The organism is Pseudomonas sp. PDM02 (genome assembly GCF_014852285.1).
Taxonomy (GTDB): Bacteria; Pseudomonadota; Gammaproteobacteria; order Pseudomonadales; family Pseudomonadaceae; genus Aquipseudomonas; species Aquipseudomonas migulae.
Genome location: NZ_JACVBL010000005.1, coordinates 115,910 through 139,331, shown reverse-complemented (window position 1 = coordinate 139,331; position 23,422 = coordinate 115,910). Strand labels below are relative to the sequence as shown.

General features: G+C 60.4%; 21 protein-coding genes. 5 read left to right on the top strand and 16 right to left on the bottom strand.

The window, feature by feature from the left end; all coding sequences use genetic code 11:
* Window positions 1-19: 19 nt before the first annotated feature.
* Genes IB245_RS10730 through IB245_RS10720 form a run of 3 tightly spaced genes read right to left on the bottom strand, consistent with a single transcriptional unit; the run spans window position 20 to window position 3,886 of the window.
* Window positions 20-1,045: a putative 2-aminoethylphosphonate ABC transporter substrate-binding protein gene (locus IB245_RS10730; RefSeq protein ID WP_008040773.1), complete on the bottom strand. Its 1,026-nt coding sequence runs from the start codon at window positions 1,043-1,045 to the stop codon at window positions 20-22.
* A 40-nt stretch (window positions 1,046-1,085) separates the two neighbouring features.
* On the bottom strand, window positions 1,086-2,810 hold the full coding sequence (locus IB245_RS10725) for a putative 2-aminoethylphosphonate ABC transporter permease subunit (RefSeq protein WP_192227528.1): 1,725 nt from the start codon (window positions 2,808-2,810) through the stop codon (window positions 1,086-1,088).
* A complete protein-coding gene (locus IB245_RS10720) occupies window positions 2,810-3,886 on the bottom strand; it encodes a putative 2-aminoethylphosphonate ABC transporter ATP-binding protein (protein ID WP_008026095.1) in 1,077 nt (358 codons plus the stop codon). Before IB245_RS10720 ends, IB245_RS10725 begins: the two co-directional genes overlap by 1 nt.
* A gap of 314 nt (window positions 3,887-4,200) precedes the next feature.
* On the opposite strand from IB245_RS10720, the gene IB245_RS10715 reads away from it, so the two are divergent.
* Window positions 4,201-4,743 (top strand): hypothetical protein, encoded by a 543-nt coding sequence (locus IB245_RS10715; RefSeq protein WP_192227527.1) that lies wholly within the window; start codon window positions 4,201-4,203, stop codon window positions 4,741-4,743.
* A 19-nt stretch (window positions 4,744-4,762) separates the two neighbouring features.
* Here IB245_RS10715 and IB245_RS10710 read toward each other — a convergent pair whose 3' ends face one another.
* Both IB245_RS10710 and IB245_RS10705 read right to left on the bottom strand, forming a co-directional pair.
* Window positions 4,763-5,626, bottom strand: a complete 864-nt coding sequence (locus IB245_RS10710; RefSeq protein WP_192227526.1) for a LysR family transcriptional regulator — start codon at window positions 5,624-5,626, stop codon at window positions 4,763-4,765.
* A gap of 16 nt (window positions 5,627-5,642) precedes the next feature.
* Window positions 5,643-7,898, bottom strand: coding sequence for a heavy metal translocating P-type ATPase (locus IB245_RS10705; protein WP_192227525.1), 2,256 nt, complete (start codon window positions 7,896-7,898; stop codon window positions 5,643-5,645).
* A gap of 84 nt (window positions 7,899-7,982) precedes the next feature.
* Here IB245_RS10705 and cadR point away from each other — a divergent pair, with 84 nt between their 5' ends.
* Window positions 7,983-8,432, top strand: a complete 450-nt coding sequence (gene cadR / locus IB245_RS10700) for a Cd(II)/Pb(II)-responsive transcriptional regulator (protein WP_008040770.1) — start codon at window positions 7,983-7,985, stop codon at window positions 8,430-8,432.
* Window positions 8,433-8,524: 92 nt separating this feature from the next.
* On the opposite strand, the gene IB245_RS10695 is transcribed toward cadR, so the two are convergent.
* From IB245_RS10695 to IB245_RS10685, 3 genes are all read right to left on the bottom strand, one after another.
* Complete coding sequence (locus tag IB245_RS10695; protein WP_008026091.1) at window positions 8,525-9,496, bottom strand: thymidylate synthase; 972 nt, start codon at window positions 9,494-9,496, stop codon at window positions 8,525-8,527.
* Between the two features lie 48 nt (window positions 9,497-9,544).
* Window positions 9,545-10,357, bottom strand: a complete 813-nt coding sequence (lgt, locus tag IB245_RS10690; RefSeq protein ID WP_008026090.1) for a prolipoprotein diacylglyceryl transferase — start codon at window positions 10,355-10,357, stop codon at window positions 9,545-9,547.
* Window positions 10,358-10,440: 83 nt separating this feature from the next.
* Window positions 10,441-11,223 carry a sulfite exporter TauE/SafE family protein gene (locus IB245_RS10685; protein WP_008026089.1) on the bottom strand — a complete coding sequence of 261 codons (783 nt, stop codon included), beginning with the start codon at window positions 11,221-11,223 and terminating at the stop codon, window positions 10,441-10,443.
* Window positions 11,224-11,343: 120 nt separating this feature from the next.
* Between IB245_RS10685 and IB245_RS10680 the strand changes: the two genes are divergently transcribed.
* Window positions 11,344-12,090, top strand: coding sequence for an NRDE family protein (locus IB245_RS10680; RefSeq protein ID WP_192227524.1), 747 nt, complete (start codon window positions 11,344-11,346; stop codon window positions 12,088-12,090).
* A 104-nt stretch (window positions 12,091-12,194) separates the two neighbouring features.
* On the opposite strand, the gene ptsP is transcribed toward IB245_RS10680, so the two are convergent.
* Window positions 12,195-14,474, bottom strand: coding sequence for a phosphoenolpyruvate--protein phosphotransferase (gene ptsP, locus IB245_RS10675; protein ID WP_008026086.1), 2,280 nt, complete (start codon window positions 14,472-14,474; stop codon window positions 12,195-12,197).
* A 22-nt stretch (window positions 14,475-14,496) separates the two neighbouring features.
* Window positions 14,497-14,976, bottom strand: a complete 480-nt coding sequence (locus tag IB245_RS10670; RefSeq protein ID WP_007897732.1) for an RNA pyrophosphohydrolase — start codon at window positions 14,974-14,976, stop codon at window positions 14,497-14,499.
* 143 nt (window positions 14,977-15,119) lie between these two features.
* On the opposite strand from IB245_RS10670, the gene IB245_RS10665 reads away from it, so the two are divergent.
* The gene (locus tag IB245_RS10665; protein WP_008026084.1) at window positions 15,120-15,776 is read left to right on the top strand and encodes an HAD family hydrolase; all 657 of its coding nucleotides are present in this window, start codon (window positions 15,120-15,122) and stop codon (window positions 15,774-15,776) included.
* A 112-nt stretch (window positions 15,777-15,888) separates the two neighbouring features.
* On the opposite strand, the gene IB245_RS10660 is transcribed toward IB245_RS10665, so the two are convergent.
* Together IB245_RS10660 and ilvA are read right to left on the bottom strand one after the other, a co-directional pair.
* Window positions 15,889-16,314 carry a DUF2269 domain-containing protein gene (locus tag IB245_RS10660; protein ID WP_192227523.1) on the bottom strand — a complete coding sequence of 142 codons (426 nt, stop codon included), beginning with the start codon at window positions 16,312-16,314 and terminating at the stop codon, window positions 15,889-15,891.
* 39 nt (window positions 16,315-16,353) lie between these two features.
* Window positions 16,354-17,868, bottom strand: a complete 1,515-nt coding sequence (gene ilvA, locus IB245_RS10655) for a threonine ammonia-lyase, biosynthetic (protein ID WP_008026079.1) — start codon at window positions 17,866-17,868, stop codon at window positions 16,354-16,356.
* A gap of 302 nt (window positions 17,869-18,170) precedes the next feature.
* Here ilvA and rpiA point away from each other — a divergent pair, with 302 nt between their 5' ends.
* The gene (gene rpiA / locus IB245_RS10650; RefSeq protein ID WP_008026076.1) at window positions 18,171-18,845 is read left to right on the top strand and encodes a ribose-5-phosphate isomerase RpiA; all 675 of its coding nucleotides are present in this window, start codon (window positions 18,171-18,173) and stop codon (window positions 18,843-18,845) included.
* Window positions 18,846-18,972: 127 nt separating this feature from the next.
* Here the strand turns inward: rpiA and IB245_RS10645 are convergent, their stop codons facing one another.
* From IB245_RS10645 to IB245_RS10630, 4 genes are all read right to left on the bottom strand, one after another.
* A complete protein-coding gene (locus IB245_RS10645; protein ID WP_192227522.1) occupies window positions 18,973-19,890 on the bottom strand; it encodes an SdiA-regulated domain-containing protein in 918 nt (305 codons plus the stop codon).
* 130 nt (window positions 19,891-20,020) lie between these two features.
* Window positions 20,021-20,950, bottom strand: a complete 930-nt coding sequence (locus IB245_RS10640; protein ID WP_192227521.1) for an SdiA-regulated domain-containing protein — start codon at window positions 20,948-20,950, stop codon at window positions 20,021-20,023.
* A 268-nt stretch (window positions 20,951-21,218) separates the two neighbouring features.
* Window positions 21,219-21,884, bottom strand: a complete 666-nt coding sequence (locus tag IB245_RS10635) for a fumarylacetoacetate hydrolase family protein (RefSeq protein ID WP_008026071.1) — start codon at window positions 21,882-21,884, stop codon at window positions 21,219-21,221.
* 37 nt (window positions 21,885-21,921) lie between these two features.
* On the bottom strand, window positions 21,922-23,316 hold the full coding sequence (locus IB245_RS10630) for an FAD-binding oxidoreductase (RefSeq protein WP_032828611.1): 1,395 nt from the start codon (window positions 23,314-23,316) through the stop codon (window positions 21,922-21,924).
* Between the last annotated feature and the right edge of the window lie 106 nt (window positions 23,317-23,422).

Genomic DNA, 23,422 nt, shown 5'->3' with positions numbered 1-23,422 from the left:
CCGTCAGCCGATGAAAATCTTACTTGGCAGCCACTTTCTCGGACTTGCCGTCATAGCGCTTGCGCCACTCGGTCAGGATTTCGTCGCGATTCTTCGACGCCCAGGCGAAGTCGTTCTTGATCAGGCGCTGCTCGTAATCCGCTGGCAATTCAGTCTGCGGCTTGGCGATACCCGGCTGAGCGAGGACGGCGAAGTTCTCTTTGTACAGCTCCATCGCTGCAGGGCTGGCCGAGAAGTCTGCCAGTTTCTTCGCCGCGTCTTCATGCGGTGTGCCCTTGATCACCGCCGTCGCTTCGATCTCCCAACCCAGGCCTTCTTTCGGCAGGATGATGTCCAGCGGTGCGCCCTGGCGCTTCAACTGAACGGCCGGGTATTCAAAGGAAATACCAATCGGGAACTCACCCGCCGCTGCCAGTTTGCAAGGCTTGGAACCGGAGTGAACGTACTGGCCGATGTTCTGGTGCAGGTCGTCCATGTACTGCCAGCCCTGCTTCTCGCCGAAGGTTTGCAGCCAGGCGCTGACGTCGAGGAAACCGGTGCCGGACGAGGCCGGGTTCGGCATCACGATCTTGCCTTTGTACTCAGGCTTGGTCAGGTCCTGCCAGCTCACGGGTTTGGTCAAACCCTGCTTCTCGGCTTCGACGGTGTTGAAGCAAATGGTCGCGGCCCACACGTCCATGCCGACCCAGGCCGGAGGGTTGGCGGCGTCGCGGTAGTTGCCGCCGATTTTGCCGAGGTCCTTCGGCGCGTAGCTTTGCAGCATGCCTTGCTGATCGAGAATCGCCAGGCTCGACGCCGCCAGGCCCCAGACGGCATCAGCCTGCGGGCGGGCTTTTTCGGCCAGCAGTTTCGCGGTGATGATGCCGGTGGAATCGCGCACCCACTTGATCTCGACGTCCGGGTTGGCTTTTTCGAAGGCTTCTTTGTAGGTCTTCAGTTGTTCGGCTTCGAGGGCGGTGTACACCGTCAACTCGGTTTTCGCCGCGAAGGCGTTCAGGCTGAAAGCGGTGAGGACAGCAGCGGCCAGGGCCAGGGGCTTGAACATGATCTTTTCCTGTTTTGAGTTGAGGTTGCGGGAGTGGAAATCAGTGACCGGGCGCGGTCTGCCGCCAGGCTTGGGAGCGGCGCAGCAAACCGCGCGAGGCCCAGGCCAGCAGCAGGGACACGCCCGCCGAGGTGAACAGAATCAGGGTCGACATCGCCGCCGCGCCGCCGACGTTGCCGGCGTCGTCCATGTTCAGTACCGCCACCGCTGCGAGGATGGTGTCGGGGCTGTAGAGGAAGATCGCCGCCGAAACGGTGGTCATGGCCGAGACGAACAGGTAGCGCACGATGTCCAGCAGCGCCGGCAGGCAGATCGGCACGGTGACCCGCAGGTAATGCCGGTACAGCGGCGCCTTGAGCGACAGCGCGGCGGCTTCGAACTCGGCGTCGAGTTGGCGCAGCGCCGTGGTCGCGGTCATTTGCGCGGTGGTCAGATAGTGAGCAATGGTGCAGACCACCAGCAGGGTCATGGTCCCGTAGAGCACATGCAGCGGGTTGTCGCTGAGGTTGAAGAAGAAGACATAACCCAGGCCCAGCACCAGACCCGGCACCGCCATCGGTACGAAACTGAGCATGCGCAATGTCAGGTTCAGTCCGCGCTGGCCCTTGGTTTTTTCCATCAGGTAGGCGCCGGTGAAGATCAGCACGCTGCCGATCAACGCCGTGCACAGGGCCATCTTCACGCTGTTGCCGTAGGCCAGCCAACCGCCGCCCGCCGTGTCGTTGAACTGGTAATGGTTAAGCGACAGCGACAGGTTGTACGGCCAGAATTTCACCAGCGACGAGAACACCGCCATGCCGAACACCAGCAGCAACACCGCGCAGATCAGCAACACGATGGCCAGGTAGCAGCCGTCGCGCAGTTTCGACGGTGCCGGTTGAAAGACCTGCGCCCGACCGCTCATGGAATCGCCGTGACGCCGACGTAACCACGCATCGACACCGAAGCTGAACAGCGCCGGCAGCAGCAGGACCATGCCGATCAATGCACCGCGACCGAACTGTTGCTGACCGACCACGGCTTTGTAGGCTTCCAGCGCCAGCACCTGATAGTCGCCACCGACCACCACGGGCACGCCGAAGTCAGTGATGGTCAGGGTGAAAACGAGGCAGAACGCGGCGAACACCGCCTGACGGGTTGCCGGCCAAGTGATGCTGCGGAAGGCTTTCGCCGGACTGGCGCCCATGCTGGAGGCGGCATCGAAGAGTCGCGCATCCGCCAGGGACAGCGCCGACAGCAGAATCATCAAGGCGTGTGGGAAGGTGTAGATGACCTCGCCCAGAACAATGCCCCAGAAGCCGTAGATATTGTCCGAGAGCAAACCGCGCAACATGCCTTGGTTACCGAACAGATAAACCAGCGCAATGCCCGGCAGCATCGACGGCGCCATCAGTGGCAACAGCGACATCCCGCGCCAGATAGCTTTGCCCGGAATAAGGGTGCGTTGCAGCGCGTAGGCAAACAGGTAGGCCAGCGGTACGACAATCGCCGCGACGCTGAGGGACACTTTCAGGCTATTGCCGAGCAACCAGTGGAAATTCGCACTGGTGACCAGTTCACGCGCAGCCACCAGACCACCGCCCTGCCCGGCCTCCGAACTGAAGCCACGCCAGAAGATCGCCAGCAACGGCATCAACACTGCGACGCCGAGCAACACCAGCAAAAGAACTTTGCCGCCGACCACGAACACCCGGTCGCCGATCTCGGCACGGGAGGTCTGCCGAACCTGCTTGTGCGGTATCGGCAGCGCGATGTTCGTGCTCATCAGGCAAACACCTGCAGGCTGCGCGGCGGCAAGGCGACCATGATCTGCTGCGCGCCGAGGCGCGGCATGGCTTCTGGTGCCAGTTCTGCCAGCAGTGCGTGACCCGGCAGTTGATCGAGTTCGAAGCTCATGCGGCAGCGGTTGCCGAGGAAGGTGATTTCGCGAACCTTGGCCGGGAACAGGTTTTCTTCATGCACCAGCGGGTTGACGTTGATCGCCTCGGGCCGGCAGAACAAACGACCCGACGCGGTTTTCGCGCTGCCATCCGCCAGGCGCATGTTCATCCCGCCGACCTGGGCATGACTGTCGCTGCTGCGCTGGAAGGGCAGCCAGTTGCCCTGGCCGACAAACTCCGCCACGAACGGCGTGGCCGGGCGGTCGTAGATTTCCTGCGGCGTGGCGTACTGCTCGACCTTGCCGTTGTTCATCACGGCGATGCGGTCGGCCATCAGCATGGCCTCGTCCTGATTGTGGGTGACCATCAGCGTGGTGATGCCGAGGCTGCGCTGCAGTTGGCGCAGCTCGGTGCACAGGTGCTCGCGGACCCGGGCATCGAGGGCGGACATCGGCTCGTCCAGCAACAACAACGAAGGCGCCGGCGCCAGGGCGCGGGCCAGTGCAACACGTTGCTGCTGACCGCCGGACAATTGGCCGGGGTACTTTTTCTCACTGCCAGTCAGGCCGACCAGTTCCAGCATCTGACCGACGCGCTTGCGCACTTCATCGCGACCGCTGCCGGCGAGGCCGTAGGCAATGTTCGCTTCGACGGTGAGATTGGGGAACAACGCGTAGGACTGGAACAGAATGCCGTAGTCCCGCGCCTGAGGTGCCAGGTGCGAGACGTCGCGATCACCGAGGTACAACTCGCCGCTGTCCTGTTTCTCCAGACCGGCGATGCAACGCAGCAAGGTGGTCTTGCCACAGCCCGACGGCCCCAACAGGCACACCAGTTCACCGGCCGCCACGTCGAGGGAAACGTTATCCAGCGCAGTGAAAGCGCCGAAGCGTTTCTGCACGCCGCGCACCTTCATCGGGGCGCCGGGGTTGGTCAGGGCAGTTGCGATCGAGTGGTTCATGGACGGGCCTCATCAAGCAGATGAAGGCCATCCTAGGGATGTAATGCGTCCGTCATGTGGCAGTGAGGCCAAAACGGCTGATAGTGGTATTCGTAAATTTTGGAGCTGCCCTCTGAAATAAGGCCAGAACGGCTTTTTCAACTCGAACAAAACTTACTATAAAAACAATCAGCACTCTGCGAGCCGTTAGCCAATCAACTTTCAACCGAAATAAAAACTAACGATACCGAGCATTTCATCACTACAAAATTTCAATTACTACAAATACACTTCAAACCAACCTCAACCAACCACACTATTTATCGAGATACATCATGAGTCCAAACGAGCAACTTCATTCATTTACCGGAACATTAACCTTCGACGGCAAACCCATTACTACCAACTACAACAGATTGACTCAATTAATTCTGAATAAAGAAACAACCCCAACGAAACGTGAAGAATACAGAAAACAACTTGAACGAATTCCTGAACACATAACAACAGCTGACAATGTAGAACCCGAACTACTTTATTTTCAAAAAGATGGTGATCGTTATCTGATCCGCACACGCGGCCCTGGCCGCTACACAAACCATTTACTGAGCATGGAAGGCCCTAATCGAGCCTGGTCGGCCTATTCCGGCACTGATGCGACAGGCTATGCTGTTACTCTTTTTGGAAGGGGCCGAGACAACATCACATTAGATGATTTAATTACCGACCAACTGGATATTATTATACTTGCCGGCGGAAGGCGCTCCATCCGCAACTACGGTATTCCCGGCGCGCCTGCTGCTTTTACCGACAACAATGGCGACTATGAAGCCGGTGATTTTCAGCTAACCGTAGTTGATCGAAACGTCGCACCGTAAGTTAGCAACAAGGTTGTTCTCAACAACCAGCCATTTCCTGCGCCAACCCCAGGAACGCCGCCGGCAACCGCGCGCCTTTGCGTTCCTTGAGGCAGTACAAATACTCGGGAATCTGTGGCGCATTCTCGATGGTCAGCACGCGCAATTGCGGATCGTGCGGCACTTCCTGCCGGGCAATGATGCTGATCCCAATGTTGCGCAGCACCGCTTCGCGGATCGATTCACGGCTGCCGATCTCCAGCAACGGCCCGAAACTCACCCCGGCGCTGGCCAGCAATTCTTCGGTCAGACGCCGAGTGGTCGAGCCTGACTCACGCATCAACAACGTATGCCCGGCCAACGCGCTGAGCGGCACATGATCGTGCACCGCCAACGGATGATTGCGATGCACCGCCAACACCAGCGGATCGCTGCCGAGCACTCGCCGAATCAGTCGCGCATCGTCGAGCAGTTGCGAGGACGCGGCGACATCCACCCGGTAATCCTCCAACGCCTCCAGCACCTGCTGCGAGTTGCCGATCTCCACCGACACTTCCACCTGCGGCAAGCGCTCGCGGAAGGTCTTCACCAGATCGAGGATGTAATACGGCGCCGTGGCGGCGATGCGCAAAGTGCCCTGGACCTGGCCGCTGTTACGCAGGAAAAACTCGATGTCGGCTTCCTGCTGCAACAGCGTCTTGACCATCGGCAGCAGCCGCGCACCTTCATCACTGACGCTGAGACGACGACCGCCACGGTAGAACAGTTCAACCGAGTACTGGCTTTCCAGATTGCGGATTTGCGTGGTCACGGTGGGCTGGCTCAGGCCGAGCTTTTTCGCCGCCAGGGTAATGCTGCCCAGACGGGCCACCATGTAAAACGCCTTCAGCTCGGCACTCAGCACACCCGCTCCTCATCACTTACTTGCGCAACAGGCGCAAACCGTTGAACACCACCAACAGGCTCACGCCCATGTCAGCGAACACCGCCATCCACATGGTGGCGATCCCGGCGAAGGTTACCCCAAGAAAGATAGCCTTGATGACCAAAGCGAGGGCGATGTTCTGTTTGAGGATGCTCGACGTCTGCCGAGACAGGCGGATGAACGTGGGGATTTTGCGCAGATCGTCGTCCATCAGGGCGACATCGGCGGTTTCGATGGCGGTATCGGTGCCGGCGGCGGCCATCGCAAAACCGATCTCGGCCCGGGCCAGTGCCGGGGCATCGTTGATGCCATCACCGACCATGCCGACGCTATGGCCCTGTGCATAAAGGGCTTCGATGGCTTGCAGTTTATCGGTCGGTAGCAGATCGCCCTTGGCTTCGTCGATGCCGACCTGTGCGGCAATCGCCTGCGCGGTGTGGACGTTGTCGCCAGTGAGCATCAGAGTTTTGATGCCCAGGTCGTGCAGTTGCTGGATCGCTTCGCGGCTGGATTCCTTGACCGTATCGGCCACGGCGAACAGCGCCAGCGGGCCGGATTTGTCGAGCAGCAGCACCACCGACTTGCCCTGTTTTTCCAGTGCAAAAAGCTTTTCTTCCAGGGCGGGTGAACACAGGTTCAGCTCTTCGACCAAACGGTGGTTGCCCAAGTGGTAGACCTGACCGTTGATTTCACCGCGCACCCCGCGACCGGCCAGGGCTTCGAAGTTATCCACAACGAGCGGTGCAAAGGTTTTATCCACAGCTGCGTTGGCGATGGCCAGCGACACCGGGTGGTCCGAGCGCCCGGCCAATGCCGCCGCAATTCCCGGGGCCGAGGCATCAGCGGTTGGGTCAAGCGACAGGTAATCGGTCTGCACCGGTTTGCCGTGGGTGATCGTGCCGGTTTTATCCAGCGCCAGATAATCGAGCTTGTAACCGCCCTCCAGATAAACGCCGCCCTTGACCAGAATCCCTTTGCGCGCCGCCGCCGCGAGGCCGCTGACGATGGTCACCGGCGTCGAGATCACCAGCGCACACGGGCACGCGACCACCAGCAATACCAACGCGCGATAGATCCAGTCGAACCAGACCGCGCCCATGAACAGCGGCGGAATTACCGCGACGGCCAGAGCCAGGGCGAACACCGCCGGAGTGTAGATTTTTGAAAACTGGTCAACGAAACGCTGAGTCGGTGCCCGTGCGCCTTGGGCCTGTTCGACGGCGTGGATGATCCGCGCCAGGGTCGAATTGTTGGCGGCGGCGGTGACGGAATACTCCAGAGAACCCGCCTGATTGATGGTCCCGGCGAAAACCTTGTCGCCAAGCGTCTTCTCGACCGGCAGGCTTTCACCCGTGATCGGTGCCTGATCGATGGTCGAACTGCCCGCCACCACTTCACCGTCCAGGCCAATCCGCTCGCCGGGGCGCACCCGCACCCGCGCGCCCAGCTCGATGGTTTTGACGTCCTGCAAAACCCAGCTGCCGTCGGCCTGCAATACCGTGGCCTGCTCCGGGGTCATCTGCATCAAACCGCTGATGGCGTTGCGCGCACGGTCCAGGGACTTGGCCTCGATCAACTCGGCCACGGTGAACAGGAACATCACCATCGCCGCTTCCGGCCACTGCCCGATCAGGATCGCGCCGGTCACCGCGATGCTCATCAGTGCGTTGATGTTGAGGTTGAGGTTTTTCAGGGCGATCCAGCCCTTCTTGTAGGTGCCGAGGCCGCCGCTGAGGATCGAGACCAGCGCGATAACCGCCACGACCCAGTTGGGCGCTGCGTCGGTGAAGTGGATCACTTCGACGGCGAGCGCGGTCACGCCGGACAGCGCCAGTGGCCACCACGGTTTTTTCTCAGGTGCCGGGGCGGGTGCTTCGACGCCCTGCTCCAACGGCTCGGCAACCATGCCCAGCGACTTGATCGCGTCGATGATCGGCGCGGTGCTCGGCAAGTCATGAGTGACGCCCAACACGCGGTTGATCAGGTTGAACTCCAGCTGCTGCACACCGGCGAGCTTGCCCAGTTTGTTCTGGATCAGCGTCTGCTCGGTCGGGCAGTCCATCGCGTCGATGCGGAAACTGCTCAGCCGCGCGTTGGCGGTGGACGTTTCGCTGAGCTTGATCAGCGACGGCGCCGCTGCTTTGGAAGAACAGCAGGAATCCCCCTGACCGCCATGGTCATGTTTCTGTACAGGCTGCAGTTTGTGGCTGTGACCAGCCTCGTGTGTGTGATCGTGTCGGGAATCGCTCATCAGGTCGCGTCCATAAGGTGCCTGTTGCCAAGTAAAGACCCTGTAGCCACTATAGGGTCAAGCACCCTTTTGGAGATTGCCGTCATGAAGATCGGAGAACTGGCCAGGCTCACGGACTGCGCCGTGGAAACCATTCGCTACTACGAGCGCGAAAACCTGCTGCCGGAACCGGCCCGCAGCGACGGCAACTACCGCGTCTACACCCAGGCCCACGCCGAGCGCCTGACCTTCATCCGCAACTGCCGTACCCTCGACATGACGCTCGAGGAAATCCGCAGCCTGCTGGCCTTGCGCGACAGTCCGCAAGATCAGTGTGAAAGCGTGAATGCGCTGATCGACGAGCACATTCATCACGTGAAAGCGCGGATCGACGGGTTGCTGGCGTTACAGGCACAACTGCTCGACCTGCGCCAACGCTGTGGCGAAGGGCCGGATATCGATCAATGCGGGATTTTGCAGCGGTTGGAAGTGAGCGGCGGGGTTGTGGCGACGGAGGTTGAGCATTCGCATGTGGGCCGCAGTCATGGGCATTGAGGGCCTCTTCGCGGGCAAGCCTCGCTCCTACAGATTTACACTGACCTGTAGGAGCGAGGCTTGCCCGCGAACACCGCGAAGCGGTGCCCGTCTCAGACAGCCATCGGCGCGGTCATCGGCGCATGGTGCTGATAACCCTCAAGCGAGAAATCACCCGGCTCGATCAACTCCAGCCACTCCGGCTGATACACGCCCGTCTTGGCAAATTCCGGAACACGATCACTGATCACCAGTTTCGGCATCGGGAACGGCTCGCGCTTGAGCTGTTCGTTCAGCATGTCCAGATGGTTTTCGTAAACGTGCGCGTCACCGATGAAATAGGTGAACCAGCGCGGCGTGTAACCGGTCAGTCGACCGATCAGGCTCAGCAGCGCGGCGCCTTCGGTGAGGTTGAACGGCGTGCCCAGGCCCAGGTCGTTGGAGCGGATGTAGAGGGTCAGGGAAATTTCCTTGGTCTCGACATTCGGGTGAAACTGGTACAGCAGGTGGCACGGCGGCAGGGCCATTTCATCAAGCTGCGCGACGTTCCAGCCGTGGAACAGGATGCGGCGGCTGCCCGGGTCCTTGATGATGGTGTCGACGCACTGGCGGATCTGGTCGATCGCCTTGTACAGCACCACGTAGGCCTGACCGTCTTCTTCGCCTTCAGCGATCTGGCGGTAGCCTTGCTTCAGGGTCTGCTCGATGGCGGCCTGATTGCTGACCGGGATCTGCTTGTACGCCGGCCATTTGCGCCATTGCACGCCGTAGATCTCGCCGAGGTCGTCTTCGCCCTGGCGGAACGGGTTGGCCAGCCATTGCGCGTTTTCGTTGGCGTTCTGGTCCCAGACCTTGCAGCCCAGCGCACGGAATTCGGCGGCGTTGTTCACCCCACGCAGAAAACCGCACATCTCGCCGATGGCCGATTTGAAGGCCATCTTGCGCGTGGTGATCGCCGGGAAACCTTCTTGCAGGTCGTAACGCAGCATCGCGCCCGGAAAGCTGATGGTGTTCACGCCGGTGCGGTTGGCCTGTTTGGTGCCGTTCTTGATGACGTGGGCGACCAGTTCGAGATATTGCTTCATGAGTTACCTGTGTCCTTGAACCCGGGACCAAAGCCCCGGGGTTCGAATTTATACGGCTGCCGCTGGAGTCGCCGGGGCGCGGTGATACGCCAGCCAGATCAGGAACAGTCCGCCGACGATCATCGGCACGCAGAGCACCTGGCCCATGGTCAGCCAGTTCCAGGCCAGATAGCCCAGTTGCGCGTCCGGTACGCGGACGAATTCGACGATGAAACGGAAGATGCCATAGAACAGCGCGAACATCCCGGACACCGCCATGGTCGGCCGTGGCTTGCGCGAGAACAGCCACAGGATCAGGAACAGCGCTACGCCTTCCAGCGCGAACTGATACAGCTGCGACGGGTGACGCGGCAACTGCGCCGGATCGCTGAACGGCGGGAAGATCATCGCCCACGGCACGTCGGTCGCCTTGCCCCACAATTCGGCGTTGATGAAGTTGCCGATACGCCCGGCGCCCAGGCCGATCGGCACCATCGGCGCGACGAAGTCCATCAGCTGGAAGAACGACTTGTTGTTCTTTTTACCGAACCACAACGCCGCCAGCATCACGCCGATGAAGCCGCCGTGGAACGACATGCCACCCTTCCACACTTCGAAAATCAGCGTCGGGTTGGCCAGGTAAGCGTGCAGATCGTAGAACAGCACATAGCCCAGGCGACCGCCGACGATAACGCCCATCGACATCCAGAAGACCATGTCGGAGAGCTTCTCCTTGGTCCAGGTCGGGTCGAAACGGTTGAGCCGGCGCGACGCCAGCAGCCACGCACCGCCGATGCCGATCAGGTACATCAAGCCGTACCAGTGGATTTTCAGCGGACCGATGGCCAGGGCCACCGGGTCGATCTGCGGGTAAGGCAGCATTGCGACTCCTCGTTAGAGTTGAAAGCTTCAAAATTCCCGGGCGACGCTGCCACCTCAGGATTAAGCCAGGATTGTGCGGTGCGTCAGATCAGAAAATTCAAACCCACGCAGAACAGCAAAGCGGCGAACAGTCTTTTCAGCAACTTCGGCGACAGGCTGTGGGCCAATCGCGCACCGAGGCGGGCGAAGACCATGCTGGTCAGGGCGATCCCCAGCAGCGCCGGCAAATAAATAAAACCGAGACTATGTGCCGGCAGCAACGGATCGTGCCAGCCCAGAATCATGAAACTTAATGCACTGGCCAGCGCGATGGGCAGACCGCACGCCGAGGACGTGGCCACCGCTTGCTGCATCGGCACGCTGCGCCAGGTCAGGAACGGCACGGTCAGCGAACCGCCGCCAATCCCGAAAATCGCCGACGCCCAGCCAATCACACTGCCGGCCACGGTCAGGCCGACTTTACCCGGCACCGTTCGGCTGGCCTTGGGTTTGACGTCCAGCATCAACTGCACGGCGATGACCAGGGCAAATACGCCGATGATTTTCTGCAGGTTTGGCCCGGAGATCGCTTCGGCTGTCAGCGCGCCGAACCCGGCGCCGAGCAGGATGCCGACGGTCATCCAGGCAAAAATCGGCCAACGCACGGCGCCGCGGCGATGATGCTCGCGCACAGCATTGACCGAGGTAAAGATGATCGTAGCCAGGGATGTGCCGACCGCCAGATGCGTCAGGATCGAGGCGTCGAAACCCTGCAAGGTGAAACTGAACACCAGCACCGGCACGATGATAATTCCGCCGCCGACGCCAAACAGGCCGGCCAGCACGCCTGCACAGGCGCCGAGCGCCAGATAGAGCAGAAATTCCATGTACGACCCCCAAAGAAGAGCGGCATGGTAACGGATGCATGGCCTTCGGCTCCACTGGATGGCGATGGATACCCGCACAATGACTGCGTAGAGTGGGCAAAAACACACAAGGACCACCTTATGTGCCTGATTGTCTTTGCCTGGCGCCCGGGCCACGCCCAACCGCTGATCGTCGCCGCCAACCGCGACGAATTCTATGCCCGGCCCAGCCTGCCCCTGGCGCAATGGCCCGAAACACCGCACGTCTACGCCGGTCGCGATCTGGAAGCCGGCGGCACCTGGCTCGGTGTCGGCGCCAACGGGCGCTTTGCGGCGCTGACCAATATTCGCGATCCCCATCAACCGGCCGCTCGAAAATCCCGAGGTGAACTGGTTGCGCGATTTCTCAGCGGCGACATGCCGATAGATGATTATTTGGACGACGTTGTCGGACGTTCGCTCGAATATGCCGGTTTTAACCTGCTGATCGGCAATGCCAATGAACTGTGGCACTTCAATGCCCGGGAGTCTGAAGCCGTGCTGCTGCCGGCCGGGGTATATGGGTTATCGAATGCTGGCCTGGATACGCCGTGGCCGAAGTTGCTCAAGGCGCGAGCGGCGCTGGAGGCTGTTCTGGAGGATCCGCAGCCTGAGGCGTTATTGGCGTTGCTCAGTGATTCGCAGACAGCGCCTTTTGCAGAGCTGCCGGATACCGGGGTGGGTCTGGCGACCGAGTCGTTGTTGTCGAGTGTGTTTATTGCCAGCCAGAGTTATGGGACGCGGGCGAGTACGGCGTTGATTGTGCAGGCGGATGGGACGCGGCTGATGGTCGAACGGAGTTTCGGGCCGTATGGCGGGCATTTGGGGGAAGTTGAGGTCAGGGTTTAGATTTTCGGCGTACTAGGGGACGCCTTCGCGGGCAAGCCTCGCTCCTACAGGATTTACGCGTTCCATGTAGGAGCGAGGCTTGCCCGCGAAGAGGCCAGCAGCCTTTAGAGAGCTTTGACCGCTGCCGGACTGACCATCTTCGCCAACCCAAGGTTCTTCAGCGCCAGTTGCAGCGAGCTGTGGATGACTTGCGGGTTGTCGATGGTCATCAGCTCTGCGAGCAATTCCTTGGCCTTGCTCAGGTTGATCTGACGCAGCATCCACTTCACCTTCGGCAGGTTGGTGGCGTTCATCGACAAACTGTCGAAGCCCATCGCCATCAGCAGCACCGCCGCCGCCGGATCACCCGCCATCTCGCCGCAGATGCTCACCGGCTTGCCTTCGGCATGGGCGTCACGCACCACGGTCTGCAACGCCTGAAGCACCGCCGGGTGCAGGTAGTCGTAGAGGTCGGCCACTCGCGGGTTGTTGCGGTCAACGGCCAGCAGGTACTGGGTCAGGTCGTTGGAACCGACCGACAGGAAGTCCACTTGCCGCGCCAGTTCCTTGGTCTGATAAACAGCCGCCGGAATCTCGATCATCACGCCAATCGGCGGCATCGGTACGTCGGTGCCTTCGTCGCGGACTTCGCCCCACGCCCGGTGAATCAGGTGCAAGGCTTCTTCCAGTTCATGGGTGCCGGAGATCATTGGCAGCAGAATCCGCAGGTTGTTCAAGCCTTCGCTGGCCTTGAGCATGGCGCGGGTCTGCACCAGGAAGATTTCCGGGTGGTCGAGGGTGACGCGAATGCCGCGCCAGCCGAGGAACGGGTTGTCTTCCTTGATCGGGAAGTACGACAGCGACTTGTCGCCGCCGATGTCCAGGCTGCGCATGGTCACCGGTTGCGGGTGGAACGCGGCGAGCTGTTCGCGATAGATCGCCAGTTGTTCCTTTTCGCTCGGGAAGCGCTGGTTGATCATGAACGGCACTTCGGTGCGGTACAGACCGACACCTTCGGCGCCGCGCTTTTGCGCCCGCGCCACGTCCGCCAGCAGGCCGGTGTTGACCCACAGCGGCATGCGGTGACCGTCGAGGGTCACGCACGGCAGGTCGCGCAGGGAATCGAGACCGAGCGCCAGTTGTTTCTCTTCTTCCACCACCTCGGCGAACTGCTTGCGCAGCACATCGCTGGGGTTGGTGTAGACCTCGCCGCGGTTGCCGTCGACGATCAATTCGATGCCGTCGACCTTGGCATAAGGCAGGTCGACCAGGCCCATCACCGTCGGGATGCCCATCGCCCGGGCGAGGATCGCGACGTGAGAGTTACCTGAACCGAGGACCGAAACCAGACCGACCAGCGTGCCTTCCGGCACCTCGCCGAGCATCGCCGGCGTCAGTTCTTCGCTGACCAGAATGGTTTTTTCCGGGTAGACCAGGTTCTGCTGACGCTCTTCCTGCAAGTAGGCGAGCAGACGGCGACCAAGGTCCTTGACGTCCGATGCGCGCTCACGCAGGTAGGCATCGTCCATCAATTCGAAACGGTTGACGTGCTCAGTGACCACCTGGCGCAGCGCGCCCTGGGCCCACTGACCGGTCTTGATCACCGTGGTCACTTCGCTGCCGAGCGCCTCGTCGGCGAGCATCATCAGGTAGACGTCGAACAGGGCGCGCTCTTCGGGGCGCAACTGCGAGGCCAGTTTGGCCGACAACGCACGCATGTCGGCGCGCACGCCTTCGATGGCGGTCTTGAACAACGCCAGTTCGGCGTCGATGTCGCTGATGGTCTTGTCCGGCACCACGTCCAGATCGGCCGGTGGCAGCATGACCACCGCCGTACCGACCGCCGCGCCCGGCGAACCCGGCACGCCGATGAACTTGGCTTCCTGGATGCCTTTGCCCTGACGGCCCAGGCCTCGGATCGAACCGGTGGCCTCGGCGTGGGCGATAACCCCGGCAAGTTGCGCGCTCATGGTCACGAGGAAGGCTTCTTCACCTTCATCGAACTGGCGGCGTTCTTTCTGCTGAATGACCAACACGCCGACAACGCGGCGGTGGTGGATGATCGGTGCCCCGAGGAATGAGGCGTAGCGCTCTTCACCGGTCTCGGCGAAGTAGCGGTAGCGCGGGTGATCCGCGGCGTTTTCGAGGTTCAGGGGTTCTTCACGCGTGCCGACCAGGCCGACCAGACCTTCGTTGGGTGCCATGCTGACTTTGCCGATCGAGCGCTTGTTCAAGCCCTCGGTCGCCATCAGCACGAAGCGGTTGGTCTCGGGGTCAAGCAGGTAGACCGAGCAGACCTGGCTGCCCATGGCCTCTTTGACGCGCAACACAATAATCCCCAACGCCGCCTTGAGATCCTTGGCGGAGTTAACTTCCTGGACGATCTTGCGCAGCGTATTGAGCATGGCTCGGGGTCGAACTCCGTCGTCAGTCGCGCGCTAAAAGGCGCGGGGCAAGCTCTTTGAGAGCGCGTCGATACACCTCGCGCTTGAATGTCACCACCTGGCCCAACGGATACCAATAACTGACCCAGCGCCAGCCATCGAATTCCGGTTTACCGGTCAAATCCATCCGCACCCGCTGCTCGTTGGAGATCAGGCGCAGGAGAAACCATTTCTGTTTCTGGCCGATGCACAGCGGTTGGCTGTGGGTACGGACCAGACGTTGCGGCAAACGATAGCGCAACCAGCCCCGGGTGCAGGCGAGAATTTCAACATCTTCACGCTCCAGACCCACTTCTTCGTTCAACTCGCGGTACAAGGCGTCTTCCGGCGTCTCCTGGGGGTTGATACCACCCTGTGGAAACTGCCAGGCATCTTGATTGATACGGCGAGCCCATAGCACCTGTCCGGCATCATTCGTGAGAATGATCCCGACATTGGGGCGGAAACCATCGGGGTCGATCACGGCAACAACCTCGCAAACGCATGTCGCCGCATTGTTCCACAAAGGTTGTGAAGGCAGCAACGAGCCGGCCAACCTTATGTGCACTCTTGTGAAAAGTCCGTATTCTGGGCGCCTTTCTACAGACTTTTCAGCGAGTAACTGCAATGCGCCTGGCTTTATTCGACTTGGACAACACCCTTTTGGGCGGCGACAGTGACCACGCCTGGGGTGATTACCTGTGCGAACGCGGCTTCCTCGACGCCGTCGCCTACAAGACACGCAACGACGAGTTCTATCAGGATTACCTGGCCGGCAAGCTGGATAACGCCGCCTACCTGAACTTTTGCCTGGAAGTGCTCGGCCGCACCGAAATGGCCACGCTGGACCAGTGGCACAGCGATTACATGCGCGACTGCATCGAACCGATCGTGCTGCCCAAGGGACTTGAGTTGCTGAAGAAGCACCGCGATGCCGGCGACAAACTGGTGATCATCACGGCGACCAACCGCTTCGTCACAGGTCCGATTGCCGAGCGCCTGGGCGTTGAAACCCTGATCGCCACCGAGTGCGAGATGGTCGATGGCCGCTACACCGGGCGCAGCACCGACGTGCCGTGCTTCCGCGAAGGCAAGGTGACGCGGCTTAATCGTTGGCTGGAAGAAAGCGGGCATTCGCTGGAAGACAGTTACTTCTACAGCGACTCGATGAATGATTTTCCGTTGCTGGAACAGGTGGCGAATCCGGTGGCGGTTGATCCGGACCCGAATTTGCGTGCCGAGGCCGAGAAACGTGGCTGGCCGGTGATTTCGTTGCGTGACTGAAATCGCCTTCGCGGGCAAGCCTCGCTCCTACAGGCATGCGTCAATTATGAAAATGACGCAAATCCCGTAGGAGCGAGGCTCGCCCGCGAAGGGGTCAACTCGGTGTCACGCGTTAAACAGGCTTGGCACCCATCAACCCGGCAATGGCGATAAAGCAGACGAAGCTGAACAACGCCAGGGCGAAGGTAAACTTGCCGTTCCCCGCCGGCGCCTTGCGCAACTTGTTAAGTCGCACCAACAACCAGAACCACGCCCACGCCGCAACGGTGTAAAGCACACTCGACGCCAGCAACCACGTCTGCCCCAACGGCCAGCCCACCAGATGCACCATCCACCAGCCGGTAAACGGCATGCTCAGCAGTGCCAGCCCCATCAACAGCCAGATGAACACCCGAGGCCTCTGCAAGGTTCGGCTGCCCGCCGTCGCGTCGCCATTACGCCGAGTTCGCCAGACCCAGATCCCCAGGCCCAACGCACAGACCAGCAGCACAACCGTCGCCACCATGTGCGCCACTTTCAGGGCGGTTAACGTTTCCATTGTTCGACTTCCTTATGACCTGCCCATCAGCGTAGCCGCTCAGCCAAGAAACAGCTGATAGGCCGGATTGTCGCTTTCGTCCCAGTACGGGTAGCCGATTTCTTCCAGCGCCGCCGGCACCAGATGACGCTCTTCGTGAGGCACTTGCAGCCCTGCGACCACACGACCGTCCGCCGCGCCGTGGTTGCGGTAGTGGAACATCGAGATGTTCCAGCGCCCGCCGAGCTTGCTGAGGAAGTTGAACAGCGCGCCCGGTCGCTCCGGAAATTCGAAGCGCAGCACCACTTCATCCACCACCTGGGCCGCGCGGCCACCGACCATGTGCCGGATGTGCAACTTGGCCAGTTCGTTGTCGGTCAGGTCCAGCACCGGAAAACCCTGCTCGGTCAGACTGGCAAGCAGCGCACTGCGCGGATCGTTTTCCGGGTGCGTCTGCACGCCAACGAAGATGTGCGCTTCGCTGCCGGTGTTGTAGCGGTAGTTGAATTCGGTGATCTGGCGCTTGCCGATGGCTTCGCAGAACGCCTTGAAGCTGCCCGGCTTCTCGGGGATGGTCACGGCGATGATGGCTTCGCGGCCCTCGCCCAGCTCGGCGCGTTCGGCGACGTGGCGCAGGCGATCAAAGTTGACGTTGGCGCCGGAATCGATGGCCACAAAGGTGTGCCCGGTGACAGCGTGCTGCTCGACGTATTTCTTGATCCCGGCCACGCCCAGGGCGCCGGCAGGTTCAGTGATCGAGCGGGTATCGTCGTAGATATCCTTGATCGCCGCGCAGATCTCGTCGGTGCTGACCGTGATCACTTCATCGACATAGTCTTTGCAGATGTCGAACGTGTACTGACCAATCTGAGCGACCGCGACGCCGTCAGCGAAAAGGCCCACGGTCGGCAGCACCACGCGCTCGCCGGCGGCCATGGCGGCTTGCAGGCAATTGGAGTCGTCCGGCTCGACGCCGATGATCTTGATTTCCGGGCGCAGGTATTTCACGTACGCCGCGATACCGGCGATCAGACCGCCGCCGCCCACCGGAACGAAGATCGCATCCAGACGCCCAGGGTGCTGGCGCAGAATCTCCATGGCCACCGTGCCCTGCCCGGCAATGGTGTGGGGATCATCGTACGGGTGAATGTAGACGTAGCCTTTTTCGTCGACCAGTTTCAGCGAGTAAGCCAGGGCTTCCGGGAACGAATCCCCGTGCAGCACCACTTTGCCACCACGGGAACGCACGCCTTCGACTTTGATTTCCGGGGTGGTCTTGGGCATGACGATGGTGGCTTTCACGCCGAGCACTTTCGCCGCCAGGGCCAGGCCCTGCGCGTGATTACCGGCCGAAGCCGTCACGACGCCGCGCGCGCGCTCTTCATCGCTCAACTGCGTGAGCTTGTTGTAGGCCCCGCGAATCTTGAACGAGAACACCGGCTGCAAGTCTTCACGCTTGAGCAAAATACTGTTGCCCAGCCGCTCGGAGAGCTGGCGGGCAGTCTGCAATGGGGTTTCTACGGCAACGTCATAAACGCGCGAGGTGAGGATCTTTTTGACGTACTGTTCGAGCATCGGAAAGCATCACTGAGCGGGTTGGGCAGGGCCAAGGAGTCTAACCCGGCTTTCGGGCGTGCGACCACACTAAACAGGTGGTTTTACCCTCCCCGGAAGGGATCATGATCCTGTAGGAGCGAGGCTTGCCCGCGAAAGCGCTTTTACAGCCAACATTTATTTTGGATGTGCCGGCCTCTTCGCGGGCAAGCCTCGCTCCTACAGAGATAGGTGGCGGTCTGCCAATCGGGCAATGACCTTCCCCGTCTCGGGGCCTATAATGCCGGGCTTTCGTTCCCCCTCTTCGGCACTTCGGAGCCCGCATGACCCAGGATCAACTCAAACAGGCAGTAGCCCAGGCCGCCGTCGACTTCATCCTCCCGAAACTCGACGACAAGAGCATCGTCGGGGTCGGCACCGGCTCCACCGCCAACTGCTTCATCGATGCACTGGCGCAACACAAAGGCGCCTTCGACGGCGCAGTCGCCAGTTCCGAAGCCACCGCCGCACGCCTCAAGGGCCACGGTATTCCAGTGTATGAGCTGAATACCGTCAGCGACCTGGAGTTCTACGTCGACGGCGCCGACGAAAGCGACGAACACCTGAACCTGATCAAGGGCGGCGGCGCAGCCCTGACCCGCGAGAAGATCGTTGCGGCCGTGGCCAAGACCTTCATCTGCATCGCCGATGGCAGCAAACTGGTGCCGGTGCTCGGCGCGTTCCCGCTGCCGGTCGAAGTGATCCCGATGGCCCGCAGCCACGTGGCCCGCGAACTGGTGAAGCTGGGCGGCGACCCGGTTTACCGTGAAGGCGTGTTGACTGACAACGGCAACATCATTCTGGATGTGTTCAACATGCAGATCACCAACCCGGTCGAGCTGGAGACGCAGATCAATGCGATCGTCGGCGTGGTGACCAACGGTTTGTTCGCGGCGCGTCCTGCGGATCTGCTGTTGCTGGGCACCAGCGAAGGCGTCAAAACCCTGCGCGCCCAATAATCAGACACGCCGATAAACCTGTGGGAGCGAGCCTGCTCGCGATAGCGGTCTTTCAGTCAACATCTCTATCGACTGACACGACCTCATCGCGAGCAGGCTCGCTCCCACATTGGTTCCGGGGTGTTAGTTAGGGTTGCACTGGTTTCTTGAAGACGTAGAACAGGTTCGGCTCGCTCACCAGGTACATCGTGCCGTCGTCATCCATGGCGATCCCTTCCGCTTGCGGCACCGTCTTCTGCAACCCCTGACGCCCCTTGTTCAGTGACATGGTGCTCAGCGGACGCCCGTCCACATCCAGTTCCAGAATCAGTCGCGACTCGTCGGACAGCGCCAACAGGTGACCGCTGCGCTCGTCGTATTGCAGGCTCGACAGGTCTCGCACAAACATCCCGGCATCGCGCTTGGGGTTGTTGACCACGTGCACCGCATAGGATTTTTCCGGGTTGTAATGCGGAAAGCCCTGCACTTCATAGATCAGCATCGGGTCGCGCTCCTTGGCGACAAACAGCCGCTTACCCACCGAATCGTAGGCCAGGCCTTCAAAACCCTTGTTGCTGCTCATGTGCACGCCGAGGGTTATCTGCTCGGCATCCGCCGCGTCGAGGAACGTCGTGTCCTTCTCCAGATGAATCTTGATCAGCCGCTGCTGACGCTCGTCGGTGATGACGTAAGTGTCGGCGCTGATGAATTCCACCGCTTCCGGATCACCGAAGCCGACCAGCGCGATGCGCTGAAGGATCTGGCCTTCCAGCGACAGCTCGATCAGCTCGGAGTTTTTATTGGTGACGGTGAACAGGCTTTTGCGGACCGGATCGAAGGTCAGCGCTGACACATCGTCGTCCAGGCCTTCGATGACCCGGCCCTCAATGACAACCTGATAGTGATCCAGTCCGATCGACTGGGCGCTTTCTGCCTGCCAAAGCGTATGCAGATTGAACCAGGCCCGCTCAAACAGACGCAGGTGTTGGCCGAACGCAACCAGCACGGTCAGCGCGATCACCGAGAGAATCAGGATCAGGGGTTTGGGGCGGGCAAGTCGGCGCATTCAGGCAAGCTCGGAATCAGGACGGGCGGATGAAATACCACGGCAGTCTGAATTGAAGCTTAAAGGCCGTTGGGTTGGCCCTACAACTGAGCGTCGTGTTTCCTACACATTCGCAGATCAAGGTCGCGAATCAGCGCTGCTTTTCGAATCGGTAGAACAGGTTCGGCTCGCTCACCATATACAGCGTGCCCGCCTCGTCCATGGTCACGCCTTCGGCGCGGGGAATGGTCTTCTTCAGGCCATTGAAACCACCCAGCAAGGTCATGAAACTGACCTGCTCGCCCTTCTCGTCCAGCTCCAGCAGCAAGTGGGAATCGGCGGACAACACCAGCGTATGGCCAGTACGCGGGTCGATGGCCAAGGCCGACAGGTTGCGGATGTCCAGCGCGTCACTGGCCAGCTTCTGCTTGTCGCCGGTGAGTGTCAGGCCGTCGGCGCTTTTCCAGGTGAACAGCGCTGGTGGACGCTCCTCACCCAGCAGCATGTGTTGATTGTGCGCATCCCAGACGACCGCTTCGAACGCTTTGTTCTGGTCTTTCGACGGACCGAGGTCGTACTTGGGGAAGTTGGCGATGTTCAGCTCGCGGGTATCGGCGTCGACCTTGACGATGCTCAGCAAATGCTCACGCTCATCGACAATGGCCAGCAGACCGTTGCCCATGACCGTCACGCCTTCCGGGTTGCTCCAGCCCACCAGTGGCATTTTGCGCAGCACTTCACCCTGCAGGTCCAGCTCGACCAGAAACGGGTTTTTGCCCATCACCGAGAACAGGGTTTTGGTTTGCGGGTTGTAGGCCAGGTCGGACGCTTCGTCCTTTTCCATCCCTGGCAGCAACTTGGCATCGATCACCGCCCGGTAATCCGGGAGCCAGATACTTTCCTGGCGTTCAGCCGGGCTTTCGAAACGCTCCAGCACCCAGAGCACACCGCGGTCATCCCAATGCATGGCAAAGGCGAGGCCATACGCGGCGGCCGCGACCAGCAAAAGCCAGGCATACCAACGCATGAAAAAGCGCGGGCGACGGGCAGTTTTAAGCGTGGGCAGCGATTGGATGGCCATCAGGGGATGCGTTCCAGAAATTCAGGCTAAGGGTAATAGCACAATTGGGACCGGCTCAGACGCCAGAAGCCCGGGAATTATCCAGACAAGATGTGAAAAAAACGGGAAATGGCGGGATTGCCCTGCATGAGCGCCGCTTTCTTCAGATCGGAACACAATCCCCTGTAGGAGCCGGCTTGCTGGCGATGGCGGCCTAACATTCAACATCTCTATCGAATGTTACACCGCTATCGCCAGCAAGCCGGCTCCTACAAGGTTTTGCGGTGTGTCAGCGGACGCTGCTGGTGAAGCTGCTTGCGCCTGGCAGTTCCAGAACGATTTCGTCACCCACATTCAGCGGGCCGACACCGACCGGCGTGCCAGTCAGGATCACGTCGCCAGCCTGCAGCGAAAAGCAGCCGGCCATGTGCTGGATCATTGGCACGATCGGGTTGAGCATCGCGCTGCTGTTGCCATCCTGGCGCACTTCGCCGTTGATGGTCAGGCGGATGCCGATGTCGGTCAGGTCGGCAAATGTGCTGCCGGATACGAACGGGGCAATCACTGCCGCACCGTCGAAGGACTTGGCGATTTCCCACGGCAGGCCTTTGGACTTCAGCTCTGCCTGCTTGTCACGCAGGGTCAGGTCCAGCGCTGGAGCAAAACCGGAAATAGCATCAAGGACTTCTTCACGGCTTGGTTTGGTCGACAAAGGCTTGCCGATCAACACCGCGATTTCGGCCTCGTAGTGCACTGAACCGCGCTCGGTCGGAATGCTGAAACCGCCTTCCAGCGGCACGACACAGCTGCCTGGCTTGATAAACAGCAGGGGCTCCGTTGGCACCGGGTTGTCCAGTTCCTTGGCGTGTTCGGCATAGTTGCGGCCGATGCAAACCACTTTGCCCAATGGGAAGTGGATGCGTGTACCGTCGACATACTGGTGCTGATAGCTCATTGACCGACTCCTGGTTCGTAGCGCTTAAGTTCGAAAATCAAACAGCGAAAATCTTGCCCGGGTTCATGATGCCGTTCGGATCGAACACCGCCTTGACCGCTTTCATGTACTCGATCTCAACCGGGGAGCGGCTGTAGGTCAAGTAGTCACGCTTGGTCATGCCCACGCCGTGTTCGGCGGAAATCGAGCCGTTGTACTTCTCGACGGTTTCGAACACCCACTTGTTCACGGTCGCGCACTTGGCGAAAAACTCGTCCTTGCTCAGGTCATCCGGCTTGAGGATGTTCAAGTGCAGGTTGCCGTCGCCGATGTGGCCGAACCAGACGATTTCGAAGTCCGGGTAGTGTTCGCCGACGATCGCATCGATTTCCTTCAGGAACGCCGGGACTTTCGACACAGTGACCGAAATGTCGTTCTTGTACGGCGTCCAGTGGGAGATGGTTTCGGAAATGTATTCGCGCAGTTTCCAAAGGTTTTGCAGCTGGGTTTCGCTCTGGCTCATCACGCCATCCAGCACCCAGCCCTGCTCCACGCAATGCTCGAAGGTTTCCAGCGCATGGTTGGCCACTTCTTCAGTGGTCGCTTCGAATTCCAGCAGCGCGTAGAACGGGCAGTCGGTTTCAAACGGCGCCGGCACGTCACCGCGCCCCATGACCTTGGCCAGGGCTTTGTCGGAGAAGAATTCGAACGCGGTCAGGTCAAGTTTGCTCTGGAACGCGTGCAATACCGGCATGATCGAGTCGAAATCGGCAGTGCCAAGCACCATCGCGGTGAGGTTTTTCGGCGCCCGGTCCAGACGCATGGTCGCTTCGACCACAAACCCGAGGGTGCCTTCAGCGCCGATGAACAGCTGACGCATGTCGTAGCCGGTGGCGTTCTTGATCAGGTCGCGGTTCAGTTCCAGCACGTCACCCTTGCCGGTGACCACTTTCATGCCGGCAACCCAGTTGCGGGTCATGCCGTAGCGAATCACCTTGATCCCGCCGGCATTGGTGCCGATATTGCCGCCAATCTGGCTCGATCCTGCGGAAGCGAAGTCCACCGGGTAGTACAGGCCTTTTTCCTCAGCGACGTTCTGCAAATGCTCGGTCACGACGCCCGGCTGGCACACGGCGGTGCGGTCGGTGAGGTTCACGTCGAGGATCTGGTTCATATAGTCGAAGGACACGACCACTTCGCCATTGGCGGCCACCGCAGCGGCAGAAAGCCCGGTGCGCCCGCCGGACGGCACCAGCGCCACCTTGTGTTTATTGGCCCACAAAACGATGGCCTGGACCTGCTCGGTGGTCTTCGGGAACACGATGGCGGTCGGGGCCGGGGCGAAATGCTTGGTCCAATCCTTGCCATAAGCGTTCAGGGAGTCGGCATCGGTCAGTACCTTGCCAGGCTCGACCAGGGTCTTCAGTTCATCAATCAGGGCAGGATTGGTCATCGACAGAACTCTCGAACAATTCATGGTCATCCTGAGAACGCTTCACGTCGCAGGAATGAGTGTTTGCGGGGCGCTTATGCTAGCATACCGACCCCGCAGGATAGTG